At 73.1% G+C, this 19843-nt stretch carries 10 protein-coding genes; 2 read left to right on the forward strand and 8 right to left on the reverse strand.

What is annotated here, in order from left to right:
* Positions 1 to 95 precede the first annotated feature (95 nt).
* The 7 genes from ACX938_RS09905 to ACX938_RS09935 all read right to left on the reverse strand — a co-directional run bounded on the left by ACX938_RS09905 (position 96) and on the right by ACX938_RS09935 (position 17289).
* Complete coding sequence (locus tag ACX938_RS09905; protein WP_232753605.1) at positions 96 to 755, reverse strand: 4'-phosphopantetheinyl transferase family protein; 660 nt, start codon at positions 753 to 755, stop codon at positions 96 to 98.
* A 4-nt stretch (positions 756 to 759) separates the two neighbouring features.
* Positions 760 to 5322, reverse strand: a complete 4563-nt coding sequence (locus ACX938_RS09910) for a MupA/Atu3671 family FMN-dependent luciferase-like monooxygenase (RefSeq protein WP_459430919.1) — start codon at positions 5320 to 5322, stop codon at positions 760 to 762.
* Positions 5319 to 6329: a glycosyltransferase family 2 protein gene (locus ACX938_RS09915; RefSeq protein ID WP_459430920.1), complete on the reverse strand. Its 1011-nt coding sequence runs from the start codon at positions 6327 to 6329 to the stop codon at positions 5319 to 5321. The genes ACX938_RS09910 and ACX938_RS09915 overlap by 4 nt, the downstream gene beginning before the upstream one ends.
* Entirely contained in the window at positions 6326 to 12796 is a 6471-nt protein-coding gene (locus ACX938_RS09920; RefSeq protein ID WP_459430921.1) for a type I polyketide synthase, read from the reverse strand. Before ACX938_RS09920 ends, ACX938_RS09915 begins: the two co-directional genes overlap by 4 nt.
* A 108-nt stretch (positions 12797 to 12904) precedes the next feature.
* Positions 12905 to 14272: an oligosaccharide flippase family protein gene (locus tag ACX938_RS09925; protein WP_459430922.1), complete on the reverse strand. Its 1368-nt coding sequence runs from the start codon at positions 14270 to 14272 to the stop codon at positions 12905 to 12907.
* The gene (locus tag ACX938_RS09930; RefSeq protein WP_459430923.1) at positions 14269 to 15111 is read right to left on the reverse strand and encodes a glycosyltransferase family 2 protein; all 843 of its coding nucleotides are present in this window, start codon (positions 15109 to 15111) and stop codon (positions 14269 to 14271) included. Before ACX938_RS09930 ends, ACX938_RS09925 begins: the two co-directional genes overlap by 4 nt.
* 66 nt (positions 15112 to 15177) lie before the next feature.
* Complete coding sequence (locus ACX938_RS09935) at positions 15178 to 17289, reverse strand: hypothetical protein (RefSeq protein WP_459430924.1); 2112 nt, start codon at positions 17287 to 17289, stop codon at positions 15178 to 15180.
* A gap of 190 nt (positions 17290 to 17479) precedes the next feature.
* Between ACX938_RS09935 and ACX938_RS09940 the strand changes: the two genes are divergently transcribed.
* Positions 17480 to 18175 carry a GntR family transcriptional regulator gene (locus tag ACX938_RS09940; protein ID WP_459430925.1) on the forward strand — a complete coding sequence of 232 codons (696 nt, stop codon included), beginning with the start codon at positions 17480 to 17482 and terminating at the stop codon, positions 18173 to 18175.
* A gap of 9 nt (positions 18176 to 18184) precedes the next feature.
* On the opposite strand, the gene ACX938_RS09945 is transcribed toward ACX938_RS09940, so the two are convergent.
* Positions 18185 to 19231, reverse strand: a complete 1047-nt coding sequence (locus ACX938_RS09945) for a LacI family DNA-binding transcriptional regulator (RefSeq protein ID WP_459430926.1) — start codon at positions 19229 to 19231, stop codon at positions 18185 to 18187.
* 101 nt (positions 19232 to 19332) lie between these two features.
* Here ACX938_RS09945 and ACX938_RS09950 point away from each other — a divergent pair, with 101 nt between their 5' ends.
* A complete protein-coding gene (locus ACX938_RS09950; protein WP_459430927.1) occupies positions 19333 to 19833 on the forward strand; it encodes a gluconokinase in 501 nt (166 codons plus the stop codon).
* Positions 19834 to 19843: the final 10 nt, after the last annotated feature.

Consider the following 19843-nt stretch of genomic DNA (forward strand, 5'->3'; position numbering starts at 1 on the left):
CGCTGCCCGATTATTGCCACGTTTGTCCGCGCCTTGGACGGAAACAGAGCGTCCCGCATTCGGAAATTCCTGCCACATTTCGCCTGTCCCCGCGCTCAGGCCGCCGTCAGGGCAGAGAGCGACAGGCAGAGCCCATCGCCGGTCCACTGGCTGACCGGGATCGCCTGGCCGCGCGCGAAGGGCGGCACCGGGCGGGCGAAGCGCAACGCCCGGGCGCCGGCGTCGTAGCGCAGCCCGTCGAAGCCGAAAAGCGTGCGCGACAGCGGGTATTGCGCCTTGTAGGCGGCCTCCTTCGCCGAGAAGAGCTGCCGCCCGGCCAGCCTGCGGTCGGGGCCGACGCCCGCCAGCTCCGCCTCCGAGCCGATCTCGGGCAGGAGGTCCTCGGGCAAGGGGTCGTAGGGTTCGATGTCGACGCCCAGCGCGGCGAAACCCTCGGTGCGGGCGACCACGGCGATGCAGGCCGCCGCGCAATGCGACACGCTGCCGACGAAGCCCTCGGGCCAAACCGGAGAGCGGTCCTCGGCCATGGGAATCGCCACCGGCGGATGGCCCAGCGCGGCCAGCGCCCGGCGGGCAGCGCGGCGGCCCCCGGCAAACTCCGAGCGGCGGCCCGCCACGGCGCGGGCCACGGCGGCTTCCTCGACCGGGTAGAGCCCGCGCGCCTCGGGGTCGGGCGCGCAGATCGCCACCGCGACGCCACGGGGCCAGGCCGCGCCGAGCCCGGCGATCATCCTCTCGAGCGCCGCCGCGGCCACGCCCTCAGCCCCCCGCCCGTGCGCGCATGGCGCGGCGTTTGACCATGGCCGCGCGCCGCGCCTCGGCGCGGGCGTTGCGCGGCGGGCTGGCGGGCTCGGTGCCTTCCGCGGCGGGGGGTGCGGCGGCGGGGGCCTCGGGCGCATCGCCCCGCAGTTCGGCCACCCGCCCCGCCATGGCCCCGAGCGTCGGGAAGCGGAAGACATCGGTGATCGCGAAGCCGGTGACGCCGAAACGCTCCCGCACCGCGCGGAAGAGCTCGACCGCCAGCAGGGAATGCCCCCCGAGGGCGAAGAAATTGTCGCCGCCAGTGACCCGCGCGACGCCCAGGATGCCCGACCAGACCTCGCCCAGCTCGCCCAGCGTGGCGGGATCGGCACGGCCCGGGCCGGAGGCGCCCGGAGCGGCGCGCCGGGCCGGGGCCTCGGGGGCGGGTGCCGAAAGAACCGGCGCGGGCGGCTCGGGCAGCCGCGCCCGGTCGACCTTCTTGTTGGGGGTGAGCGGCAGCGCCTCCAGCGTCACGATCCGCGCGGGCACCATATGGGCGGGCAGCCGTTCGGAAAGCCAGGCCTTGGCGGCGGCCTCTTCGCCGGGCGCGCCGGTGACATAGGCCAGGAGCCGGTCATCGCGCACCATGGCCGCGGCCTGGCGGACGCCGGGCAGCGCCTCGAGCCGGGCCTCGACCTCGCCCAGCTCCAGCCGCATGCCGCGCAGCTTCACCTGCCCGTCGGCGCGGCCCAGGAACTCCAGCCAGCCGTCGGCGCGGCGCATCACCAGGTCGCCGGTGCGATACATCCGCCCGCCCGCGAAAGGATCGGGGCGAAAGCGCGCCTCGGTCAGCTCGGGCCGCTGCCAGTAGCCGCGCGCCACGCCCGCCCCACCGATCCAGAGCTCGCCCGGATGGCCCAGCGCGCAGGGCGCACCCTCGGGGTCGAGCACGTAGAGCCTGGTATTGGCGACCGGCGGGCCGATGGGCACGACGCCCGAGGTCACCCGGGCGGGGCCCGCGGCGGACCAGATCGTCGTCTCGGTCGGGCCATACATATTGGTGACCCGCGCCTCGGTGACCTCGCCCAGGGCCGCGACCAGCGGGCCGGGCAGCGCCTCGCCGCCGAGGAAGATCTGCCGCAGGTCCCGCAGCGCCGCCCGGGCGCCCTCGTCGGCCAGCATCAGCCGCATGAGCGAGGGGGTGCACTGCAGATGCGTGACCCCGTGCCGGCGGATCTGGGCGGCGACCGAGAAGTCATCCTCGGCGGGCAGGTCCGGGCCCGAGACCCGGGCGACCACCTCGGCCAGGGGCTTCAGCCCTTCCAGGATTTGCTCGGGCGCGATGCCGTAGTCGATCAGGCAGGCGACCTCGTCGACGCCGATGGCCTGCAGCTCGGCCACCCGCGCCTCGGCGTCCTCGACCGTGCCGAAGAGGCCCGATTCCGAGAAATACCGCTCGAAGGCATGGTCGAGGATCGCCTCCAGCTCCTCCTCGGACAGGCTGCCGAGGTCGAGCTGCATGGGGTTGGTCACCCCTTGCGGTTTCTTGAAGGCCGGGAAGGCCCAGGCGTATTGCTTGATCAGCGCGGCGGCCGAGCGCAGGTAGTCCTTCATCGGCTCGCGGGCGGTCTCGCGCGCTTCCTCGCGGCTGGGCGCGAGGTAGCTGTGCAGCATCAGCGCCACCTCGCCGGTCTTGGGATCGTGCCCCGCCTCGGCGCGGGCCTGGCGGTAGAGCGCGATCTTCTCGCCCACTTCGGCGATGCTCTGGCCCAGGAGGTGCGTCAGCACGTTGGCCCCGAGCCGCCCGGCCTCTTTCCAGGTCTCGGGATTGCCCGCCGTGGTGATCCAGAGCGGCAGCTCGCGGCTCACCGGGCGGGGCTGGGTCACCACCTCGTGCAGGCTGCCGTCGGCACGCGGGAAGCCCACCGCCTCGCCGCGCCAGAGCCGGCGGATCTGGTCGATCGCCTCGAGCATGGCGCGCTTGTTGTCGGGCGGCGCGTTCTCGGGGCGCAGGATGAAATCGTCGGGCTGCCAGCCCGAGGCGATGGCGAGCCCCGCGCGCCCGTCGGTGAGGTTGTCGATCACGGCCCAGTCCTCGGCCACCCGGGCGGGATGGTGCAGCGGCGCCACGCAGGAGCCCGCGCGCACCCCGATCCGGCTGGTCACGCCCGCCACCGCCGCGCCGGTCACCGCGGGGTTGGGATAGGGCCCGCCGAAGGCATGGAAGTGCCGCTCGGGCGTCCAAACCGCGCGGAAGCCATGGGCATCGGCAAATTTCGCGCCTTCCAGCAGGGTGCGGTATTTCTCGCGCCCCGCGCCGTCGTCATTGCCCCAGTAGAACAGCGACAGCGCCATGCCGCTGGCCCGGCGCGGCCCCGAGGAGACGCCGCTGGCCACCTCTTCGGAGGCCATGATCACCCTGTAGCCGCGGGAGACCGCGTAGAAGAGCTCGAGCACCGAGATGTCGAAGTTCAGGCTGGTCACCGCAAGCCAGGTGCCGCCCGGATCGGGCACCACCGCGTCCATGGCGGTGAAGAAATTGGCGACCTGCGCGTGTTCGACCATGACACCCTTGGGCGTGCCGGTGGAGCCGGAGGTATAGATCAGATAGGCCAGCGCGCCGGGCTCCGGGCCGGGCTCGGGCCGGGTCGCGGCGGCGGCATAGAGCCGGGGCTCGATGTCGAGCCGGATCTCGCGCGCGGCGTGGCGCGGCAGGGCGCGGGCGACGGCGCTTTCGGTCAGCACCACTGACGCGCCACTGTCGGAAAGGTAATGCGCCTGGCGCTCGGCGGGATAGCCGGGGTCGACGGGCAGATAACCCGCCCCCGCCTTGAGGACGCCCAGCGCGGCGGCCAGGAGCCGCGGCCCCCGCGCGAGGTGCAGGGCGACCACGCTTTCGGGGCCCGCGCCCTCTTCGCGCAAAAGATGCGCGATGCGGTTGGCCATCTGGTCGAGGTCGGCGTAGCTCAGCGCCTGGTCCTCGTGCACCACGGCCTCGGCCCCGGGGGTGGCGGCGGCCTGGGCCTCGAACCGATCGAGCATCGTGCGGTCGGTCGCCGGCACCTCGGTGGCGTTCCAGGTCTCGAGCGTGAGCCGCCGCTCGGCATGGGTCAGAAGCGGCGCCTCGGCGAGCGGCCCGGTGTGGGTGGCCAGCGCGCCCAGCCGGGCGGCGACAAGGCGCGCGGCCTCTTCGGTCATGGCGGCGCTGTCGTAGTGCAGAAGCGTGACATCGCCGGTCTCGAGCGTGATCAGCGCGCCGGGCAGCGGGCCCGCGCTCTCGCTGAGCGCCAGCGCGGGCAGCTCCAGCGGGGCCGCGCCGGGCAACCGCAGCGGCAGGTCGCGGGCCATGGGGCCGGTCTTGCGGGCCGCCGCGCAGGCCGTGGCGACGCGGGCGCGCAGGTCTTCGGACTGGCCTTGAGTGTCGAGCGGAACGGGCATCCAGGGCAGCGCCAGCCCGCTCTCGGCCCGCGCGCGGCTCTCAGGCGTCAGAAGCGCGATGTCGGTGCGCGCGCCGGGGGCGAGCCGCGCGGCCAGGAGGCCCAGCGCCTCGGGCGGCAGCTCCACGGGGAAGGAACGGCTCTCCCCGCCCGGCGTGCCGAAGCCGGGCAGCCGCGCGGGCGCATACCCGGGCAGCCGCGCGCGCCACTGCGCCTCGCCGCGCGCAAGGTCCGAGAGGTCGTCCTCGGGCGGCGCGGGCAGGAGCGCACCGACCTCGGGCAGCGCGGCCTCGGGCGGAAGCGGCAGCAGTTCCGACAGGACCAGCGCGCCCGCCCCGGTGGCCAGCGTCAGCCCGGCCTCGTCGCGCGCGAGCACCCGGCCTGGGGTCGCGTCCTGTCCTTCGGTCAGCGCGGCCTCCCGCGCGGCGCCGATGGCGAAGAGCCCCTGCCCGGTCCAGAGCTTCGGCAGCGCCAGCGGGTTGGGATAGGGCCCATGGTCGAGCGCCCGAACCAGCCGCTCCAGCGCGCGGGCGGGCTGCGCGGGGTCGAGCGTGCCGTGATGCGCGGGCCGGGCGGCCAGCCCAAAGTAGCTGCGCCCGCTCTCGGGCTGCGGCAGGGCCTCGGGCGCACCCGCCTCGAGCGCGGCGATCACCGCGTCGAAACTGTCGAGCGCCGCGGCGAAACACTTGGTATTCAGCGTCAGCGCGCTGTCCTCGGGGGTGATCTCCACCCCGCGCTGGACCAAGATGTCGCCCCGGTCGACGCCCGTCTCGAGCATGTGCCAGGTGATCCCGTGCCGGGTCTCGCCGTTCAGGAGCGCCCAGACCGGCGCGTTGAGCCCGGCATAGGCCGGAAGCGGCCCGTCGTGGAAGTTCACCCCGCCCTTGCGGCCCAGCGCCAGCACCGCCTCGGGCAGCAGATCGAGGTTCGCCACGCTCAAGAGCCAGTCGGCGGCATGGGGCGCGAGCCGCTCGGCGAGGCCCGCACCCGGGGCAAGGGTGGGCAGGTCCAGCGTGCCGGCCCAGGCAGCGACCTCCGCGTCGCGGGTCACGCAGGCGGTGATCGCATGGCCCGCGGAGAGAAGCTTGGCGCCCGCCTCGCGGGTCAGCCGGTCGTTGCCGATCAGAATGGCGGAAAAACTCATGACTCACTCCTGCACCGAGACGGCACGACGGGCGGGGTGGAGGCCCCCGGCGCGCCGCGCAGCATCCGACCCAAGCCGTGCCGCAGGGTGCGGCGGAAGGTGCCCGGCGGGTCGAGCCGGGGCGCCCCGAAGATCCGGCGGGTCTTCCAGACCAGAAGCCCCGCGAGCCGCGCCAGGGTCGCAAGCGCCGCGTAGCCGCGCCCGTGGCAGCGCTCGAAATAGCGCCAGCGGCTGTCGAACCAGTAGTCCGGCACCGCGCGCCAGGTCTTCATGCCGGTCGAGACGGAACCGATGTGCTCCACCCGGCTGGCGGGCAGATAAGCCGCCTGCCAGCCCGCGCGGGCGGCGCGGTGGAACAGCTCGGTTTCCTCGAAATAGAGGAAGAACCCCTCGTCGAAGAGGCCGACCTCCTCCAGCACCTCCTGCCGGAAGAGCGCCGAGGCCCCGGCGAACCAATCCGGGCGGCGCGGGCGCGACAGGTCCGAAAGCGGCACCCGGTAGCGCCAGAGGAGCCGCGAAATGGGCCCGGTCCGCGCGCATTGCTCGAACTCCGAGGCCAGCCCCGGGAAGCGGAAGGCGGTGGCATGGCAGGGGTCGTCGTCGCTGTAGAGCTGCGAGCCCGCCATGCCGACATCAGGGTGGGCGTTCAGGTGATCGACAAGCACCCGCACGGCCTCGGGCTCGGGGAAGGCGTCGGAGTTCAGCAGGTAGACCGCATCGGGGCGCTGCCCGTCGGCGCGACCGGCGCGGATGCCGACGTTGTTGCCCGCCCCGTAGCCGCCGTTCCGGCCCGATTGCACCACGCGCACGGGCACCGGCCAGTCGCGCCCGGCGACCCTGGCGCGCAGGGCCTCTTCCGAGCCGTCGCCGCTGTCGTTGTCGACCACCACGATCTCGGCGTCGAGACCGTCGAGCGCCGCGGCCAGCGCGTCCAGCGCGCGCGCCGTCATCTCGGCGCTCCGCCAGTTCAGGAGCACCGCGAGGAGCCGCTCGACCCGGGCGCTCATTCGGCGGCCTCGGTCGGGCGGAAGGGCAGGACCGCGCTTTCGGGGCTGCCGCGCTCGGCCTCCTGCAGGACCCTTCGCAGGGCCTGGGCCAGCACCCGCACGTTGGGCTCCAGCACCATGCTGTCGTGATCGCCCGGCACCTCGATGACCTCGAGGTCCGAGAGGTGCCCGCCCCAGTCGTTGTCATGGGTCAGATAGGCGCGTTCGTCGTTGACGAGCCGCCCGCCCGCGACCCGCCACTTGGCCCGGAGCGGCGGCCGGAAAAGCGCCACCCGCCCGGCATAGGGCGCGGGCTCGTAGCGCGCCACGGCGCCCAGGAAGGCGGCCTCGATCTCGAGGTTGTGGAAGGCCTCGGCCATCTCGGTGGCGCCGCGCGCGCGGCGTTTCTCGATCTCCCAGCGGATCCGGTTGCGGGCCCAGACCAGCGGGTAGCCGAAGCCCTTGCGGCGCGCTTCCTGCAGCTGGATCACCGCCCGGTCGACCGCCAGCAGCGGACGCTTCTGCGGCAGCGGGGTGTCGAGCATGGCGACCAGCGCCACGGCGTCGCCCAGCGCCTCGAGCTGACGGGCGATCTCGAAGGCGGTGATGCCGCCGCCCGAGAAGCCGCCGACCAGATAGGGGCCCTCGGGCTGGATGCGCTTCATCTCGGCGATGTAGTCGCGGGCGGCCTCCTCGATGGTCTCATGCGGGGCCTCGTCGCCGTAGAGCCCCTTGGCCTGGAGCCCGTAGAAGGGCCGGTCGCGGCCCAAGAGAAGCGCCAGGTGCCGCAGGTTCAGCACGTTGCCGAACATGCCCGCGACCAGGAAGAAGGGCCGCCGGGGGCCCGGTTCGCCCTCGTGCATGGGCACGACATGGGCAAAGCGCCGCTCGGGGCGGGTCAGCGCCGGGCGCGCGGCCTCGCTGCCGGCGGGCTGGTCGGAGAGCCCCGCCTTCTCGGCGATCAGTGCCGCGCATTGGCGGATCGTCGGCGCCTCGAAGAGGACCGAGATCGGGAAGTCGACGCGGTAGGTCTTCTTGACCATGGAGAAGAGCCGCACGGCGATCAGGCTGTGCCCGCCGAGGTCGAAGAAACTGTCGTCCACGCCGACGTTGCGCACCCCCAGGAGGTCCTCCCAGAACCCCGCGAGGCGCTTTTCGATGTCGGTCTCGGGGGCGGCGAAATCGCCGTCGAGCTCGGGGCGCTCGAAGCTCTGGGCGGTGCTTTCGGGCGCGGCCGCCAGCGCCGCCTGGCGGCGCAGCGCCTCGACGGGCACCGGGCTCACCGCTACAACCCGCGCGCCGCTGGCCATGGCGCGGGCGAAGGCCTCGGCGCCTTCCTCGGGGCGGATGCCCTGCGAGAGGTTGTGCTGCAGAAGCGTCTCGCCGGGCGAGAGCGGCTGGGCCGCGCCGCCCTCGGCGCCCTCGATCTCGGCGGGGGTGGGCGCGCGGGCCTGGCCCAGCGCCGCGGGGTCGTCGAGCCGCCGGATCGCGAAGCCGTGGATCTCGATCACCACGGTGCCGTCGGGGGCCGCGAGGGTGACATCGAAGCTGGCGCTCTCGCGGCTGGTCTCGCCGCCGGCGCTGGGGCGCACCCAGCTCAGGAGCCGCTCCGGCAGCGGCCCCCAGATGCGCGCCCGCCCGTAGGAGATCGGCGCCCAGAGGTGGCGCGCCTCGTAGCCCTCGATCAGCTCCATCGCCCAGCCGGTGGCGATGTCGAAGAGCGCGGGATGGATCAGGCAGTCGTCGCCCTCCCCCGCCTCGGGAAGGGCCAGCTCGGCGAGCCCTTCCCGGGCGGTGAGGCTGCGCGCCACAAGGCCGCGCCAGCGCGGGCCGAAGGCCAGGTGCCGCTCCTGCCCGGTGGTGAGGCTCAGGCCTGGCGCCGCGCGCTCGGGCGCGGGCAGGCGGGCGCGGATCGCCTCGGGGTCGATGCGCGGCGCGGGGCCCAGCGCGGACAGCGCGATCTCGGCCTCGGCGAAGCGCAACAGCCCCTCGCGGCCCTGGGCGCGGGCGGCGTGCAGCAGCTCGAGCGTGTAGCCCGCCTCGGTGCGGGTGAGCCGCAGGGTGACCTCGCGCGGGGTCTCCTCCGAGACGGTCAGCGGCCGCAGGAAGGCGAGGTCGCGGATCTCGAAGGCGCGGTCCTCGCCGGCCTCGGCCAGCGCATGGGCGGCCAGGGTGACGCAGGCCGAGCCGGGCAACAGCGCCAGCCCCGCCCGGGTGCGGTGTTCGTCGATCACCCAGTCGGCGGTGGTGAAGCGGCTGCGGAAGACGCGCCGCCCCTCGGCGTCGAAGCCCATGCAGTCCAGAAGCGGGCGGGTCACCGGCTCCTCGGGCGCGGGCGACGCCTCGCCGATGCGGCGGGCCAGCGCCTCGGCGGCCATGCCGGCTTCGGCCCAGATGCCCCAGTTGAGCGCCACGACCCGGGTGCGCCCGCCCGCGCGCGCCTGCGCCAGGGCGTTGAGGTATTCGTTGGCGGCGACGTAATCGAGCTGCCCCGCCGCCGCGGCCAATGTCGAGACCGAGGAGAAGAGCGCGATCCAGTCGGTGCTGCCGTCGGGGAACAGCCGGTCGATCACATCGGCGCCGTGCAGCTTCGGCGCCAGCGTGTCCTCGACGTCCGCTGGGCCGAGCCCGAGGAAAGGCTGGTCCGACAGCCGGCCCGCCGCGTGGATCACCCCGGTGATCCGGCCGAAGCGTGCCTCGGCCTTTTCGCAAAGCGCGCGCATGGCCTCGAGGTTGGTGACATCGACGGCCTCGGCCATGACCTCGGCGCCCGCCGCCTCGAGCGCCTCGACATGGGCGATGGCGCGGCTGACGGGGTCGTGGGGCGCGTGGCGGCGGCGGTATTCGGCCCAGTCCGCGCGCGGGGGCAGCGCGCTGCGCGCCGCCAGGATCAGCCGCACGCCCGGGGCCGCCGCCGCGCGGGCGAGCGTCCGGGCGATGCCGCCGAAACCGCCGGTGATGAGCAGCGTGCCGGTGAGCGCCGGGGGAGCGCCCTCGGGCGCGGGCAGCGGCAGCGGGTTCAGCCCGCGTTCGAAGCGGCGGCCGCCGCGCAGGGCGGCCTCGCGCGGGGCGGGCGGGCAGATCAGCTCTTCGGTGACCTGTCGGGCGAGCCCCTTCCAGGCGGCCTCGGTCCCCCGGTCGGCCCTGGCGAAGAGCCCGCGCCGGGGCGTCTCGGGCAGCGCCACGTCGAGCGCAGCGAAGCTCAAGCCCGGCACCTCGCGCGGGATCACCCGCAGCGGCCCCGCGATCAGCGCCTTGGCGGGATGGGCCAGCGGCGCGTCGCGCAGCGCTGCCGCGCCCGAGGTCACCACGTCCAGATGCAGGCCGGTCAGCCCCTCGTCAACAAGCGCCTGGGCGAGGAAGAGCAGCGAGTAGAACCCCTGTTCCTGCAGCCGGTGGAAGAAGCTGGAGCCGGGGCGGTGGCCCTCTTCGGCGGTGACCAGCCAGAAATGCGCGATCCGTCCGGGCGAGAGGCCGCGCGCGTCGAGATCGGCCAGGAGCAGGTCGTAGCCCTCGCGCCCGCGCTCGGGCGCCAGGGCGTAGCGGTCCTCGGAGAGCCGCGCGAAGGTGTCGCCGGGGCGCACCTCGATGACCCGGTGTCCGGCGGCGCGGAGCGGCGCCATGGCGCGTTCTGCCAGCCCCGCGGCATCGGCGAAGACCAGCCAGGTCTGCGGCGCCAGCAGCCCCAGGTCATGCTCCACGTCGACCGGCACCTCGGCGGCGCGCGGCCGCCAGACCGGCACCGCGCCCCAGTCGGCCATGTCGTCGCTGCGCGCGGGGTAGCGGTCGGCGGTGTCGCTGGCCGCATGGCCCGGCGCGATGAAATAGGGCGCGTGCTGGAAGGCGTAGCTCGGCAGCGGCAGGCGCAACCGGCGCGCCTCGCCCCAGACCTGGTCCCAGTCGACCGCGACGCCCAGCGCCCAAAGCCGGCCCAGAACCTCGTGGAAGTGGCGGTCGTCGGCGATGACGTCCTGCGGATGGCGCAGGCTCGAGACCACCCGGTTGGCGCCGATCTGCGGCTGCTGCCGCGCAAGCGCGCCCAGCGCATGGCCCGGCCCGACCTCGAGCAGCACGCGGTTCTCGGGCTCGGCGAGCCGCGCCAGCCCGTCGGCGAAGCGCACGGTGTGGCGCAGGTGGGCGACCCAGTAGTCGGGGTCCGTCGCCTCTTCGGCGGTCAGCCAGTCGCCGCTGCGGTTCGACATGATCGGGATTTCCGGCGGCCGCAGGTCGAGCCCGGCCAGGTAGTCGCGGAAGGCCGGCAGGATCGGGTCGAGCATCCGGCTGTGCGCGGCGATGTCGATGCCGATGCGCTGGCTCTCGATGCCCTCGCCCGCAAGCCGCTCGGCCAGCGCCTCGAGCGCCGCCTCGGGGCCGGTCGCCACACTGAGCTGCGCGCCGTTGACCGAGGCGATGTCGAGCTCCTCGCCGAGATAGGGCAGCAGCGCCGCCTCGGAGAGCGGCACCGAGAGCATCCCCCCGCGCGGCACCGTGTCGAAGAGCGCGCCGCGCAGATGCACGAGGCCGATGGCCTCCTCGAAGCGCATGACGCCGGCCAGGCAGGCCGCCGCGTTCTCGCCCATGGAATGGCCGATCAGCGCCGCGGGCGTCACCCCCCAGCTTTCCCAGAGCCGCGCCAGGGCGATCTCGGTCACCAGGATCAGCGGCAGCTGAACCGAGGGCTTGAGGAGCCGCGCCTCGGCCTCGGCGCCCGGGGCGGCCAGCCAGTCGGCGCGCGGGTCGCCGCCGGTCAACCCGGCCAGGTGATCGAGCCCACGGTCCATCCATTCGGCGAAGACCGGCTCGGTCTCGTAGAGGCCCTTGGCCATCTGCGGGTATTGCGCCCCGCCGCCGGGCAGCAGGAAGGCCACGTCCGGGGCGCTCAGCGCGCGGTGGGTGAAGACCCGGCGCGGGTCGCCGCGCTCGAGCATCTCGGCGGCCTCGCCGGGGGTCTCGGCGACGACCACGCGGCGTTCGGCGAAGGCGGCGCGACCCTCCTTCAGGGTATAGGCGACATCGGCCAGCTCGGCCTCGGGATGGGCCTTCAGCCAGCCCGCGAGCCGGGCGGCATTGCCCTCAAGCGCGGTCTTCTTCCGGGCCGAAAGCGTGAGGATCTGGAAGGGGAACTCCGGCGCCTCCGAGGCACCGCGCGCGGGCGCCTCCTCGAGGATCAGATGCGCGTTGGTGCCGCCGACGCCCAGCGAGTTGACCCCGGCGCGACGCGGCAAACCCGGCTGGCGGGCGGCCTCGGGCCAGGGCGTCAGCCGGTCGTTCACCCGGAAGGGCGAGCCCGCGAAGTCGATCGCCGGGTTCGGCGCCTCGTAGCCGAGGCTCGGCGGGATCTCGGCGTGGTGCAGCGACAGCGAGGCCTTGATCAGGCTCGCCACCCCCGCCGCGGTATCGAGGTGCCCGATGTTGGTCTTGACCGAGCCGATGCGGCAGAAGCCATTGTCCTCGGTCGTCTCGCGGAAGGCCTGGGTCAGGGCCGCCACCTCGATCGGATCGCCGAGGTAGGTGCCGGTGCCGTGGCATTCGACGTAGCCGATGCTGCGCGCGTCGACATCGGCGATGGCCTGCGCCTCGGAGATCGCCGCCGCCTGGCCGCCGACCGAGGGCGCGAGGTAGCCCGCCTTGTCGGCGCCGTCGTTGTTGACCGCACTGCCTTTGATCACCGCCCAGACATGGTCGCCGTCAGCCAGCGCATCGGCGAGCCGGCGCAGCACCACCACGCCCGCGCCCGAGCCGAAGACCGTGCCGGCGGCGCGGTGGTCGAAGGCATGGCATTCCCCGTCGGGCGAGAGGATTTCGTTCTCCTTGTAGAGATAGCCGCGCCCCTGCGGCAGCTCGATGGTGACCCCGCCGGCCAGCGCCATGTCGCATTCGCCCGCAAGCAGCGCCTGGGCGGCGTAATGGGTGGCCACAAGCGAGGTCGAACAGGCGGTCTGCAGGCTGAGCGAGGGGCCCTTGAGGTCGAAGACATGGCTCGCGCGGGTGGTCAGGAAGTCCTTGTCGTTGCCGGTATGGCGCAGCAGGAACATGCCGGTCTGGTCGACCAGCTCGGGGTTCGAGCAGATGTTGAAGTAGAAATAGCTGCCCATGCCGCAGCCGCCGTAGACGCCGACGGCGCCGGGGAAGCCCTGTGGCACATGGCCCGCGTTCTCCATCGCCTCCCAGGCGACCTCGAGGAAGCGGCGGTGCTGGGGATCGAGGATCGCCGCCTCCTTCGGGGAGAAGCCGAAGAACTCCGCGTCGAACATCTCGAAGCCGTCGAGCGGCGCGGCAAAGGGCACGTAGTCGCGGCGGCGGATCATGCCGGGGGCCTCGCCGGCCTCGCGCAGCTCCTCCTCGCTCAGACGCCGGATCGCCGAGAGCCCGGCGCGCAGGTTCTGCCAATAGGCATCGACGCTGGCCGCGCCGGGCAGATGCGCCGCCATGCCCACGATGGCAATATCCGTCGCGCCGGTCTCGGGGGTCTCCGCCGGGTCCAACATGGCCAATCCTGCTTAATCCTTCGTGGATGATCTATTTGGAAAATACGCGGATATTGCGGCGTTTGTCTGGTAACATACGCGCAATGACGGGGCCCTGTCAGGCCGGCGTCACATTGTCGCCGCGGCCAGGGCGGCGATCGCGGGGCCGTGCAGCCAGATCACGCCTGCGCCCACCGCCAGGCCCAGCGTCCCGAAGGTCGCGTCGTGCAGCGGGTCCCAGGCCCCGGCCCGCCGCGACAGCCAAACCTCGCCCGGGTAGATCAGCACCCCCGCGACGCCCTGCCCGACGATCGCCCCCGGCAGGCCCGCCAGCTCCAGCCCCAGCGCAACGGCACCCAGGACCGCCACGGCGCGGCCCGCCATGAGCAGGCAGAAGCTGCGGCTGTCGCCGCGCGCCAGCGCCGCGGGGTCGTAGGTCAGGGTCAGGATGTGCGGGATCCACATCACCGCCATGAGCACCGTGACCGGGCCGGCGTCGGCGTAGCGGTCGTCATAAAGCAGCCCCACCACCTCGATCCCGATCACGCCCAGAAGCGCCACCAGCGCGATCAACCCGCCGCTGACCAGCGCCCGCATCCGGCGCAGCTTGAGGAAGTTGTCGCGGCTCTCGCCGGGCGGCGCCTCGCGGTAGATCGGGATCAGCACCTTCCCGGCGACCATCTTGCCCAGCATCATCGGGAAGGAGGCCAGGAAGTAGCCGATGTTGTAGACCCCGAAGGCTCCGAGCGCGAGCGCCCGGCCGATCAGGATGCGGTCGCCCTGGGCGGTCAGGAAGCCGAAGATCGTCGACAGGAAGATCCACTTGCCGAAGCTGGTCAGCTCGCGCGCCGCCGAGGCGTCCCAGCGCAGCCGCTCGCGGTGGCCGGGCAGGTAGCGCCAGTTCAGCCAGACATGCGCCACGGCGCCGATGATGCCGCTGATCGCCAGCGCCCAGACCGAGCCCGTGACCCAGGCCAGCGCGATGCCCGCGACAAGCCCAAGCACCTGGCCGGCCAGCTCCAGCCCCGCGACCCGCCCGATCAGGAGATGCCGGTGTGCGGTGGCGCTGCGCATCGGCGTGAAGCCCAGGACGACAAGCGAGAAGGCCGCGACCGGCAGGAGCCAGGTCAGCAGCGCCGCGTCGAAGACCAGGGCCAGCGGCCAGGCCAGGAGGCAGGCCGCCCCCCACAAGAGCACCCCCCGGATCGCCTGGATGGTGAAGGCGGTGTCGAGAAAGCGCGGATCCTCGCCACGCTTGCTTTGCATGACCGATTGCAAGACGCCGGTGTCGGAGAAATTCGCCAGCCCCTGCATGATCACCGCGACCAGCGCCATCAGGCCGAAGGCCTCGGGGAAAAGGAGCCGCGTCAGCACAAGGTTGCCGCCGAGCCGGATCACCTGGCTCGCCATGAAAGCCCCGGTGGTCCAGATCGAGGAGCGCAGCGCCCGCGCGCCGAGCGAGCTGCCGCGCAGCCGGGTCAGGCCGAAGACATTCATCGCCCGCGGCTCCAGCCCTGCCCCGGGTTCAGCCGCGCCAGCAGTGCCACGCTGGAATAGACAGCGAAGGCCACGGGATCGCCCAACGCCAGCCGCAACTTGCGGAGCAGCGGAAAGGGCCGGTGATCGTCGTTCCGCGCGCGCTCGGGCCAGCGGGCATGCACCTCGGCGACGCCGCGGTTCTGCCGGGCGCGGACCCGCACCAGCGCCGGGAAGCCCGCCACCACCGGCCAGTCGTAGGGCGCGGCAACCGCCCGGCGTTCCCCGGGCGCGAAGCTCAGCCGCGCGAAGGTGTCGTCCGAGATGATCTCCGGGAAGGCGTCCCAGCGCGCGCGGCCCGCGGCATTGACCGCGAAAAGCCCGCAGCCCGGCACCGTCTCGGCCATGAAGGGCACCTGCGCCCAGTAGCGCGCATAGGCCCGGCTGGCGAAGCTCTCGGGCGCGGTGATGCGCAGCCGCCCCGAGACGAAGCGCGGCGCCGAGGTGTCGAGCGCCCGGGCCACGGCCTCCAGAAGGTCCGGCGCCACGGTCACATCGGCATCGAGGTAGAGCCGCGCTGGCGCCTCGGCCGCGGCGTCCCCGGCGTTCAGCGCGGCGGGTTTGCCGAGGCTCTCGGCCTCCAGCACCCGGCAGCGCCAACCGCGCGCCTCGAGCGCCGCGCCGGCCCCGCGCGCCACCTCGGCGGTGCCGTCGGTGGAGCCGTTCTCGACCACGATGACCTCGGGCGGCTCGGGCAGGTGCCAGCTCGACCCGGCGAGCGCGGCGAGGCACGCGCCGATGCGCCCGGCCTCGTTGGAGGCGGGCACGATGACGCTGAGCCTGGCTGCCGTGTCTGTCATCCGCTCCGCCCGGGGGCCCTGCCGGGCGCCCGCCTGCCTCCTGTTGCGCCAGAGCATGCCCGCGCCTCAGGGCAGCGGCAAGCTCTCGCCCGGCTCCGCCTCGAAGCTCAGCCGCTCGATCCCGGTCAGCGTGACCCGCCGCCAGCCCGCCGTGGCCAGCGTGCGGCCCGCCGCGTCCTCGGTCAGCGCGTAATCGGCCCGCGCGCCGGGCAGCCGCGCCTCGTCCATGCCGGGCCCGCCGTGCAGAAGGTCCGCCCCGCCGCCCGAGATCAGCAGGTCGTCGCCCGGCCCGCCGAGCAGCACGTCCTCTTCGGAGGAGCCGCGCATCTCGTCGTCGCCCGCGCTGCCCGCGGCCAGCGCGCCATCGGCGAAGACCGAGGCCGGGCGCGCATCAGGCAAGGGCCCGGCGGCGTTATAGGCGCCCAGCGCCTCCCAGCGCGGGCTCGTGTCGCCCAGGAACCGCAGGTGCCCCCAGATGCCCCAGCGCGAGGGCGCGCCGACGTCCACGAAGGCGTTGAAGAGCACCCCGCCCGAGGCCGCCCAGCCCGAGAGCAGCCGGGTATAGAGCCCCACCAGCGGCTCGGACTGGCCAAAGCCCGCGAGGAACTCGGCGATGCGCTCCTCGTCCGGGCCGGTGCCCGCGGCAACCAGATGCGCGCCGCCTTCGTACATGATGAGGTCGAGCCCCGCCTCGGCGGCGACCGCGGCGTGATAGGGAAAGACCTCCTCGGTCAGAAGGTCGATGCCCGGCTCCAGCATCTCGGCGAAGACCGGGTAGGCGGCTTCAAACCGGGTGGCGCGGATGTGCTCGCGCAGGGCGACACGGGCGAGCCCCTCGGCTTCGCCCGCCGCGCGGGCCTCGGCCTCGGCGGCGTCGAGCGTGCGGGAGAGGTCGGACCAGATGTCCTTCTTGGCGCCATGCGGGAAATAGCCGGTCACCGCATAGGCGTCGAAGCTGTCCCGCGGCATGCGCCCGAGCGTCAGATAGGCGAGCGGCGCAGTGAGCGCCCGGGCCTCGCGGCCCATCCAGCCGGTCTGGGTGGCGAAGACCCGGACCAGCCCGGCTTCGCGCTCGGGCCCGTAGACCTCGGCGAAGATGTCCATGACCTCGGCCGCGCGCAGGCCGTAATACTGCATCTTCAGGTCCTCGCCCGGGCCCCAGAGGTCGCGGGCCCGCGCCTCGGCCCAGCGCGCCTGTTCGAAGATCTCGTTCCAGACCTCGTTGGAATATTCCACATGTGCCTTCAGCCGTGGATCGAGCCCGTCGCGCAGCATCTCGGCCATGGCGCGGACATAGCCGTCCGAGGCGCCATGGGGCACGTTCACCCAAGGGTCGGCGCCGACCTCGTTCGCCAGCCGGATCAGCACTTCGAGCGGCACGCCCCAGGGCATGTAGCTGGCATCCCCGGGGCGCGGGCGGTCGGCCCAGTCGGTCAGGGTGGAATCATTGGTGGCCTGCCAGTCCATGAAGCGCAGCACCCGCATCGCGGAGACCTCGGAGAGCCAGGCGGGGTTGAACATCGCCCCGGCCTCGATCAGCGCGGTGTGCTCCTCGCGGTAGACCTTTATGTCGCGGATCGGGTCCTCGGGATCGAGCGCCGAGATCGAGACGCCGACGGCCCCCGGCCCCGGCTCGTAGAAGAAGCGCAGCCGCCCGGGCGTGTTGTCGTCGACCCGGCGGGCGCGGCCGGTCAATGTGATCTCGCCCCGGCCCGCGTGGGTCAGGATGTAATAGCCGCGCTGGCTCGTGGCTTCCTCGGGCTGGTCGGTGAGGATCAGCGCCTCCAGCCGCTCGGCCCGGTCCGGCAGGGAGACCGGCCAGCCCGCCGCGTCGATATGGCCGCCCGCGCGCAGTTCCTCGGCCTCGATCCCGCCCCATTGGCCGGGCAGATGGCCGATCCAGGCGCGCGAGGTCTTGAAGATGTCGACGAAGGCATGCTGGCTCGACCAGTCGGTGACGCCGTTGAGCCCGAGCGCCAGCGCGGGCGCGCCGCCCGTCGCGGGCCCGGCGGCAGCGGGCTCGGGATCGGCCTGGGCCAGGCGCCGGGCCTCGGGCGCCGGCGCGGGCGCATCGGCCCCGGGTGCGGCGCCGCCCTCGGGGCCGCGCAGAGCCGCGCCCGCGGGCAGGGCCAGAAGGACAAGGCAGGCGGCGAGGCAGGAACGCAAGGACAGGAACAAGGCGGGGCTCCGCAGGGCACTGAAACCGGAGGGAGTGTAGGCGGATCGCCGCCGCGGCTGCAATCCGCGCCGGGACATTCCCCGCCCGGGTCTGGCAAGGGGGCCGCGGGCCCGGGGGCGACGATAAAGCGCGCGTTACCAGGGCCCGTGCTCTGTTGTATGCAAGGCCCATGCGTAATACTTTCGGCTGATGGAACCTTCGCCCCTCGGCATCGCCCGTCCGAAATCCCTGACCGAACTCGTGACCGAGCGCCTGCGCGCGCGGATCATTTCCGGTGAGCTGGAGCTGGGGCAGAAGCTCTCCGAGGCGCGGATCGCCAAGCAGATGGAGGTCAGCCGCACCCCGGTGCGCGAGGCGGTGAATCGGCTCGAGAGCGAGGGGCTCCTGCGCGTCGAGGCGCAACGCGGCTGTTTCGTCTTCGAGGTCGGCCCGGACGAGCTGGGCCAGCTTTGCGACGCGCGCGTCTGCATCGAGACCCAGGCCCTGCAGGTGGCGCTGCGCACCGATCCGCGCGGGCTGCACACCGCGCTTTCGGCCTGTGTCGAGGACATGCGTCGCGCCCGCGCCGGGGAAGACACCTCGGCCTACCTGGCCTTCGACACGGATTTCCACGACCTGCTGGTCGCGGGCTCGAAGAACCCCTTCCTGATCCGCGCCTATGCGGCGATCAGCCCGAAGATGGCGGCCCTGCGCAACCGGCTCGGGCGGCACATCGACCACATGGCGAAATCCTTCGAAGAGCATGTGATCATCTCGGACTGCGTGCGCCGCGGCGACGCCGAGACCGGGCTCGAAGTGCTGGTCGACCACATCGGCCGCAAGGAAGGCACCTACTGGGAGCTCTTCCACCGCAAGACCCTGCGCGAGGCGAACGACAAGGCCTGAGCGCCGCCCCTACCCCCGGTCGGTGCTCGACCGCGGAATCAGCTTCCACTGCAGATCGGTGACATCCGGCCCGGCCTCTTCGCCGGCGAGCCGGGCCAGCACCTTGCGCACAGCGGTCTCGCCGGTCTCGCGGCGAAAGGTGCGCACGCTGGTGATGGTGGGATGAGCCGCGGACATGACCTCGAGGTCGTTGAAGCCGCAGATGCCGACCTCGGGGCCGACCTTGAGGCCCGCGCGCTGCGCGGCGAACTGGGCGCCCAGCGCCAGGTCGTCGTTGTTGCAGAAAACCGCGTCGGTCTCGGGGAAGCGCTCGCGCAGGCGGTCGAAGAGCAGCCCGCCGAGGCGCACGCTGGAGGGCTCGGTGGTGGTCAGCTCGCGGGCGGGCGCCGCACCCTCGGGTGAGGCCGCCGCCAGGGCCGCGCGGAAGCCCGCGTGGCGCCGCTCGGAGCGCGGGTCCATGCGCGCGCCCAGGAAGGCCGGCGCGCGGTAGCCCTGGGCCAGCAGGTGTTCCGTCGCCGCCTGCGCCGCGTCGCGGTGGGAAAAGCCCACCAGCATGTCGACCGGGTCCTCGCCCAGCTCCATGATCTGCACAACCGGGCATTCCGCCTGCGCCAGCATTGCCCGCGAGGCCGGGGTCTGGTCGATGCCCGCCACGATCAGCCCTGCGGGGCGCTGGCTGAGGAAAATGCGGATCAGCTCCTCCTCGACCTCGGCGCGGTAGCGGGTATTGCCGAGCTGCACGTTGAAGGCGGTCCCGCCGACGGTGTCGTAGAGCCCGGCCAGCACGTCGGAGAAAACGTTGTTGGTGACCGAGGGGATCAACACGCCGATCACGTTGCTGCGCCGCGAGGCCAGCGCCTGGGCGGCGGGATCGGGCAGGTAGCCCAGGGTCTCGACCGCCGCGGCGATTCGCTGTCGCAGCCCCTCCGAGACCATCTCGGGGCGGCGCAGCGCGCGGCTCACGGTGATCGTGGAGGCGCCGACCTCGCGGGCGACATCCGCCAAGGTCACGCGCCGCCCGGGTTTTCCGGTCTTGTCACTGGGGTGCTTCGGCATGGGAAAGACAATCATTGACGAATGACAGCGCTGTCAATAAGCATCAGACGCATGACAGCGCTGTCATATGCCGATTGGCAGCGAAAGAGGGAGGGTCAGACGTGCGGCATCTACTGGTCATGGGCATTTGCGGAACGGGCAAGTCGAGCCTTGCCGCGCTCTTGGCGGACCGCATGCAACGCCCGCTGATCGAGGCCGACGACCACCATTCCCCCGAGGCCATCGCCCGGATGGCCAGCGGCGCCGCGCTGAGCGACGACGACCGCTGGTCCTGGCTCGACCGTGTCGGCGGCGCCGCCGCGGCAACCGGCGGGCCGAGCGTCATCGCCTGTTCGGCGCTGAAGGCGGCCTATCGGCAGCGGCTCTCGGAAACGCTCGGGCCGCTCGACGTCGTCTTCCTGCAGGGCGCGCGGGACCTGATCGCCGGCCGCATGGCCGCGCGGGAAGGGCATTACATGCCCGCCAGCCTGATCGACAGCCAACTGGCCGACCTTGAGCCGCCCCAGGGCGACGGGGTGCTCACCCTCGAGATCACCGAACCGCTCGGCCGGATGGCCGATGCGGGCTTCGCTTTCGCCACCCGTTCGCGCCGCCCGGCGTGACGGTATTTTT

Source organism: Roseivivax sp. (assembly GCF_054552075.1).